The organism is Kitasatospora cystarginea, from assembly GCF_039533515.1.
GTDB classification, from domain to species: Bacteria; Actinomycetota; Actinomycetes; order Streptomycetales; family Streptomycetaceae; genus Kitasatospora; species Kitasatospora cystarginea.
This window is the reverse complement of record NZ_BAAATR010000097.1, coordinates 1-7,007: the sequence shown is the minus strand read 5'-3', so window position 1 is coordinate 7,007 and position 7,007 is coordinate 1. Positions and strand designations below refer to the sequence as shown.

The window sequence follows — 7,007 nt, the reverse complement described above, 5'->3', positions numbered from 1 at the left end:
GGCGTGCGCACCCCCGAACAGGGCGCGGCCATCGCCATCAAACTCGCGACCCTGCCCGACGACGGCCCGACGGGCCAGTTCTTCGAGGACGCCGGCGCAGTGCCCTGGTGAAGTGCACGGCGGTCATCACCCGCGCAGCCACCAGGGTGAGGCCGCTTCGCGCACGCGTCTCGAACAGGTTCACCGACTGCTTCGGCCGCCCCGGCCGACGCTCCGGTGCTTGGGGCAACGCTCCGCACCGCTACTGGTTCCAACATGGATGGCAATTCACCGCAGGTTGCAAGCAGCGTGACCATTTGGTTCCAACCATCGTGACCCGGGGATCCGCATCGCAAGGTCACCACACCCCCATGGTTCCAACTACCGCGTCCCGTCACAGTCACTGAGCCGGCACACGATAGGTGGGACCTGGCCACGCATGTTGGAGCCAGGGCTCATGAGGCTCTGGGCGGGAGCTCCATGCGCGACGGAGCGGGAGACGAGCACTCCATCGTGTTCTCGGCCGCCGGGGCCTATGTGCGCGGCTTCGGCCACGAATCGCCAATGAGCCCGTATGGCAACGATGGCGCCGCCTCCATCTGCGCGCGAGCAAGGCGGGCGGTCTGCGTACGCCATGGAGTGCCGGGCGGAGATCCTCGAAGCTCGTGGCGAGCACGAGCAGGCTGACACCCTTCGGGCCCGCGCGGCCGAGGCCGAGCGCCTGTACTGACCGAGGGTGGAGCGGGACCGCAGTTCAGGCTGCAGGAGAGCCAGAGGTGCAGACGCCCATCGAGGGCGCGGAGCGCATCGCCACTCGCAACCCGCTCACCAGTGATGACACCCGATCAGACGCGGACGCGTGCCCGCCGACTGTCGAAGCCGGGCTTCTGAGAGTGTTCATAAGGTGGCAGCTCAGACCCCATCGCCGATAACCCTTGGGGTCGTTCATGTCCTCGTTGGATGAGTTGCGGGCCCTCCTGGACACCCCTCCACGGGGTATCCAACACCAACAACTGGAGAGACGTTGAACAGCACGTAGGCTGGGTTCGACCAGGGCCTAGCGGGCGTCGGACAGGTCGCTCGGATACGCTCGACGATCCGCCATAACGACGGCATACTACGGAATCTCGCCTTCGGTCAGCGGGCGCGGGATCCAGGGGACAATCGTGCTCCAGCCCGGCTTCCTGGGATGAAACGGATGAAGTGCACAGTTGCAACGGACATTCGTACGCCAGCGGCATTCCCGTCACCACTACCCCTGGAGTTACCACCGGAGCACTGACCAGGCGGTCCGGAAATCGGGATTAACTGGTTCTTTCAAGCGTGAAACGCCCAATCAAGGCGTGTATCGAAAGTGCCTGGTGAGGATGGCGGAGAGCCCATATGTGATCCAGAATGATTGGATGGTCACGCTTGAGACTTCCCGTTTGATCCTGCGTCGCTGGCGCGAGGAAGACGTTGCGCCCATGGCTGCCGTCAATGCCGACCCCGAGGTCATGCGGTGGATCCGTGACGGCAGCGTCCGCGACGAACAGCAGACTCGCGGCGGGATCCAGGCATGCGAGAGCGAGTGGGAGTCGCAGGGCTTCGGCCTGTTCGCCGTGGAGATCCGGTCCACTGGCGAGCTGGCCGGGTTCACCGGGCTTTCGGTACCCGACTTCTTGCCGGAGGTACTGCCGGCGGTTGAGATCGGCTGGCGGCTGGGACGTTCCCACTGGGGGCAGGGCTTGGCCACCGAGGCCGCTGCGGCCGCTGTACGGTTCGGGTTCGAAGAGCGAGGGCTGGAGCGGATCGTCAGCATCGCTCAAGTGGGCAACGACGCCTCCGAACGGATCATGACCAAACTGGGGATGCATCCGGTCCGTGAGACCGTCAATCCCACCTGCGGTCGGCGAGTACGGGTGTTCGAGTTGTCGTCGGACCAGTACGTCACAACCACTCGTTGATGGCGGCAACGAGGACGGTAGCCTCTTGACGCGCTCTCCCGGCCGAAGCCGGGAGATTCTGGCCAGTACCGTCGGAAGCGGCACGACCGTTCACTTGGTGCCAACAAGCGTGTCCCACCGGCCAGAAACCACCAGCTCGCCGAACCTCACTGGTTCCAACTAACGTATCCAGGCTCACGACCGGAAGCCGCCAGCTCACCTGAACTGCGAGCCTCGCCGATCATCTCCGCGACACCCATGGACAAGCGGCTCGACCTGGCGCCCGTCGCTACCGTGCCCCGCCCCCGTACCGCGACGGACGAGGCCGGTTCTCGACCGGAGATCGCCAAGTAGATAAGATCATTCCGCAACACGACGCGAAGGGGAGCCCAGTGGCGCGGGTTGCGGTGATCGGTGGGGGTATCAGCGGGCTGGGGACGGCGCTCATGCTCGGCCGACGGGGCCACACGGTCACGTTGTTCGAGCAGGACGCGCGGCAGGCCGGAGAGGACCTGAACCGGGATTTCTTCCACTGGGACAGGCCCCGGGTCCCGCAGGCCGTCCAGCCCCACTCGTTCCTCGCACCCGTTCGCACCGTGTTGCGCACCGAGGCCCCTGATGTCTACGCGGACCTACTGGCACGCGGAGCCCGGGAGTACCACGACTTCGACTGGTTCGGTGAGCATCCGCCGCATCGGGCCGGCGATGAGGACTTGGTGACCCTGCGCACCCGCCGCATCGTGCTGGAGGCCGTGTTGACCGCGGCCGTGCGGCGGGAACGCACCGTTGAGATGCGGCGAGGCTGCCGGGTGCGCGCCCTCGCTTTCGGGGAGGGCCGTCCTGCCCGGGTCACCGGCGTGCAGGCGGATGCGGAGATGCACCAGGCGGACCTCGTCGTCGATGCGTCCGGTCGTCGCTCGCCGGTTCCCGCCTGGCTGATCGCGGCCGGCTGCCGCCCGCCCGTGGTCGACAGCCACCGCGCCGGAATCGCTTACCTGTGCCGCTGGTACCGTCTGCGTGCGGACGGCCCGCATGACCCCAGGCGGGTGAAGGCCGGCTCGGCCGCACCGTTCGCGCTCGCCGGCGTCTTCCCTTCCGACAACGACACCTTCGCGGTGAACCTGGTGCTCTCCACGGGTGATCCGACCCGCGGCGCGCTCACCGACCCCGCCGTGTTCGAGGCCGCCGCCCGCAGCTTCCCCGCCACCGCCGCCTGGCTCGACCTGGACCCCGAACCGCAGACAGCCGTCCTGGCGATGGCAGGCCTGGACAACCGCTGGACCGCCCTAGCCGACGATGACGGCCCCATCGTCGCCGGCCTGGTCAACGCCGGGGACAGCCTCGTCCACACCAACCCCACCCTGGGCCACGGCGCGGCCCTGGGCCTGCGTGCCGCCCAGCACATCGCCACCCATGTCGACCAGATCGCCGCGGACCCCAACGGCTACCACACCTGGACCGCACAGGCCCTCCGCCCGTGGTTCGGCGCGCAGGTGACGGCCGACCGCGCCAACGAGCAACGCCTCACCGAGAGCTCACCATCCTCGGATCGGCGGGCTGCCGCCCTGGCCGCCTGCGCCTTCGACGACCCCGTCGTCATGAGGGCCCGGGCCCAGGTACGCCATCTCCTGCAACCGGCCGAGGACGCCTACGGCACCGACGAGGTGGACCGGCACGTCACCGCCTGGCTGGCTGCCCGCCCGGACTTCTCGCCACAGCACGACGGCCCGACCCGCGACCAGTGGGATGCACTCATCCCAGGCTGAGCGCTTGCCCGGCACCGCACCTTCGACGCTCAAGTGTCGGCAAACGGGCGGCGCCCGCAGCAATGTGCGGGCGCCGCCAGTTCACGGGCGAGCAACCGCCCAGCAGCCCGGCGCACTTGAGGCCACGGAGCAACTGCCGACAGCAGCCACCGACCTTCTTCGTCTGTGCTTGGTCCTGCCGATCGCCATCGGTGGCGCCCCACCCCAGCGTTGGCCACATCCGCATAGCGTCCCGCGCGACCGACCGGAGGCACTGGCACGCAACCCGTGTCACACACCATCCCGGAATCCCGGGCCCTGACAGCCCGGAATTCCAGGTCCGCTACATGCCCTGAGGATCACCGGTTCTTGAACTCCTCGATGGCCGCCCGGACCGTCTGCTGCATCGTGTCGCTTCCGGCGTGCCCGGAGTCCTCGATGATGCACAGCCGCGCCTCCGGCCACGCCTTCGCCAGCTCCCACGGCGTCTGTACCGGGCTGCCCATGTCGTGTCGACCGTGGACCAGCACCGCCGGGATCCCGGCCAGTTTGTGGGCGTTGCGCAGCAGTTGGTCCTCCTCCAGCCACGCTCCGTTGCTGAAGAAGTGGGCGCAGATCCGTACGAACGCGATCTGCGCGTCGATCCCGCGATCGCTGTACATGCCGGGCACGCCGTTGGGCTCGTTCGAGATTACCGCGTCCTCCCAGGCGAGCCAGTCGGCAGCGGCCTTCTCCCGGATCGCCCGGTCGGGGTTCTCCATCAGTCGCGCGTAGGCCGCGAGCAGGTCGCCGTCCCGCTCGTCCTCCGGGACGCCGTCGCGGAACCGGTCCCACGCCTCGGGATAGAACCGCCCGGCGCCCCGGTAGAGCCAGTCGATCTCGGAGCGGCGGGTCATCGTCACCGCCGGAATGACCATCTCGCTGACCCGCTCGGGATGCTGCTGCGCATAGGCCAGGACGAGGGTCGCGCCCCAGGAGCCGCCGTTCAGCAACCACCGCTCGATGCCGAGGTGTTCGCGCAGCCTTTCCATGTCGTCGATCAGGTGCTGTGTGGTGTTCAGGCTCATGTCCGCCGCCGGGTCGCTGGCGTGCGGGATGCTGCGACCGCAGTTGCGCTGGTCGAAGCGGATCACGCGGTAGCGCTCGGGGTCCCAGGCCCTCGTCGGCCGCTGCGGCGCGCCCGACCCCGGGCCGCCGTGGACGTTCAGGGCAGGCTTGCCTTCAGGGTTCCCGAGCTGTTCGTAGTAGATGCGGTTGCCGTCTCCGGTGTCGAGGAATCCACTGTCGTATGGACTGGTCGGAGGATAGAGATCAACCATAGCCATCGATCCTACGGGAGCGATCGCAACCAAACTCCCCGACTGGAAAACCCGGTTCGACCCGAGAACGTCAGGCTGCTGAGCACGTGCAGCAGTCTCAGGCCCAGCCCGTTCGCCGGGCGCGCCTCAGCCCACAGCCTTCTTCACGAGCGCAGCGATCCGCGCCTCCACCTCTGGCGTCACCTCGGTCAGGGCGAAACCGGCCGCCCACATCGCGCCGTCGTCCAGCTTCGCCTGGTCGCTGAACCCGAGCGTCGCGTAGCGCGCCTTGAATTTCTCCGCGCTCTGGAAGAAGCAGACGACCTTGCCGTCCAGCGCGTAGGCGGGCATCCCGTACCAGAGCTTCGGCGCGAGGACCGGAGCGCTGGCCGTGATGACGGCGTGGACGCGCTCGGCCATGATCCGGTCCGAGTCCTGCATCTCGGCGATCTTCGCGAGCACGTCCCGCACCGCCTCCGCCGCCTTGTCCGCGAGCGAGCTACGACGCGCGGCCGCCTTCATCTCTCGGGCGTGTTCCTTCATCGCGGCCCGCTCCTCGGCCGTGAATCCCTCGTACGTGCTGCTGTTGGTGCTGCTCATGGCAGTTCTCCCCCTTGAGGATCCTGAGGTGCGGGCTCTTCAGACGGACCATACCCAGACCCACTGACAATCGGCTCTTCAGCAACCGGCACGTGCAGCAGTCGTAGGCCCTGGCCCGTCACCGATCGCGCAGCGCGTCGGACATCCCGGCTGCCACATACGCCAACTCGCCCGCACACGGCGTCTGCTGAGCGCCCGCCGGCCAGCCGCCGACAATCGGCGGCAGAGGCAATGCCCTGAGAACGCGCTTCCTCAGCAGGTTGAATCCCGCTCGCCCGTATGTCTTCGCCCCACCCCGCCGCAAGGCTTCAGGTCTTCAGGTCTTCAGGTCTTCAGGTCGAAGATTGCATGAAGACCTGCTCACCCTCACCATTCGGTTCCTCGAAGCCGACCAGGTAGCGGTTGAACAGCTTCTCGTCCACGGTGACGGAGTTGGCGCCTTCCTCGCCGTTCCGGACCCTGAGGCGACGTTCCAGCGTCGTCCGGTCGGCCTTGAGGTGGATCAGTTCCCAATGGCAGCCGTGGCTCTCAACCAGTGCCTTGTAATCATCACGGGCGGCGCGACTCCAGAAGCTGTAGTCCACCACTACGTCACGCCCGGCCAGCATCAGCTCGACCAGTTCCTTCCACTGCTTGCGGCGGACCTCCTCCTTGAGCTGGTCGTACGCCTCCTCCTCCAGCACCAGACCTGCGTCGCGCTGCCCGAGGCGTTCCCAGACCACCTCGTCGATCGAGAGCCGAATGTAGCCGCGTCGCACCAGTTCCATCGCATAGGTGGTCTTGCCCGCTCCCGGGAGACCACACATCAGCACAACCGTGCTCACTTGCTGCGTCATGGAGCCAGGTTAGCGATGAAAACACGTCATCCTCCGGGTCGGGAAGGACATCCCTTGGGGCGGACACCCACCGTGGCCCGACCAACCCGACGAACATTCCCGGCCACAGCACTAATAACCGGTCGTCTTGAGCCACCGCAGCGTCTCCACCAGCTCTGCGCCGACGCCCTCGCAGAGCGCGAGCAGGTCGCGGCCGGCAGCTGCGTCGAGCAGGCCTTCGGCGGGCGGGACGGCGTGAAGGGCGTCGTGGCAGGCGGACTCGACGGCGAGGTTACGGGAGGCGAGGTAGCCCAGACCATAGCTTCGAACGGGACCGGTCAGGGTGGCGAGGTACCGGAGATGGGCGTCCTCCGACGGGTGAGGGTAGGCGGTTGTCGGGTCAGTACGTCACTGAGCCTCCGCCAACTTGAAGGCACAGGTCAAAGGGCTGGCGTGACGGTCTCCCGAGGTTCTCACGCTGGTCGGAGGCGGCAGTCTCCGGAGTAGATCGTCTGTCAGCGGTTGACTTCAAGATTCAATGCCAGAAGGTTATGATTCAGGCTGGTTTGTCAAGCAGCCCTGGTGGTCGGCGTGTTCGTGGCGGCGAGCGGCTTTGCGGGGGCGGCTGTCACTGGCTGCTCGGGG

Annotated in this window: 5 protein-coding genes and 1 pseudogene; 3 read left to right on the top strand and 3 right to left on the bottom strand. The window is 67.2% G+C overall.

The annotated features are described in order from the left end of the window. The 3 genes and pseudogenes from ABD369_RS39610 to ABD369_RS39600 form a co-directional block, all read left to right on the top strand. Nucleotides 1-111: pseudogene (locus ABD369_RS39610) on the top strand (dehydrogenase); the annotation flags it as partial. A gap of 1,271 nt (nt 112-1,382) precedes the next feature. Beyond that, complete coding sequence (locus ABD369_RS39605; RefSeq protein ID WP_344641499.1) at nt 1,383-1,925, top strand: GNAT family N-acetyltransferase; 543 nt, start codon at nt 1,383-1,385, stop codon at nt 1,923-1,925. A 371-nt stretch (nt 1,926-2,296) separates the two neighbouring features. Continuing rightward, a complete protein-coding gene (locus tag ABD369_RS39600; protein WP_344641498.1) occupies nt 2,297-3,670 on the top strand; it encodes an FAD-dependent oxidoreductase in 1,374 nt (457 codons plus the stop codon). A gap of 338 nt (nt 3,671-4,008) precedes the next feature. Here ABD369_RS39600 and pip read toward each other — a convergent pair whose 3' ends face one another. The 3 genes from pip to ABD369_RS39585 all read right to left on the bottom strand — a co-directional run bounded on the left by pip (nt 4,009) and on the right by ABD369_RS39585 (nt 6,383). After that, nucleotides 4,009-4,968 (bottom strand): prolyl aminopeptidase, encoded by a 960-nt coding sequence (gene pip / locus ABD369_RS39595; protein WP_344641497.1) that lies wholly within the window; start codon nt 4,966-4,968, stop codon nt 4,009-4,011. A gap of 126 nt (nt 4,969-5,094) precedes the next feature. Then, nucleotides 5,095-5,547 carry an iron chaperone gene (locus ABD369_RS39590; protein ID WP_344641496.1) on the bottom strand — a complete coding sequence of 151 codons (453 nt, stop codon included), beginning with the start codon at nt 5,545-5,547 and terminating at the stop codon, nt 5,095-5,097. A gap of 332 nt (nt 5,548-5,879) precedes the next feature. Next, entirely contained in the window at nt 5,880-6,383 is a 504-nt protein-coding gene (locus ABD369_RS39585) for a P-loop nucleotide/nucleoside kinase family protein (RefSeq protein ID WP_344641495.1), read from the bottom strand. Between the last annotated feature and the right edge of the window lie 624 nt (nt 6,384-7,007).

What these genes read in the sequence shown, in the direction of transcription:
- ABD369_RS39605 (WP_344641499.1), top strand. Translation starts at nt 1,383, where the DNA reads ATGGTCACGCTTGAGACTTCCCGTTTGATCCTGCGTCGCTGGCGCGAG.
- pip (WP_344641497.1), bottom strand. Translation starts at nt 4,968, where the DNA reads ATGGTTGATCTCTATCCTCCGACCAGTCCATACGACAGTGGATTCCTC.
- ABD369_RS39590 (WP_344641496.1), bottom strand. Translation starts at nt 5,547, where the DNA reads ATGAGCAGCACCAACAGCAGCACGTACGAGGGATTCACGGCCGAGGAG.
- ABD369_RS39585 (WP_344641495.1), bottom strand. Translation starts at nt 6,383, where the DNA reads ATGACGCAGCAAGTGAGCACGGTTGTGCTGATGTGTGGTCTCCCGGGA.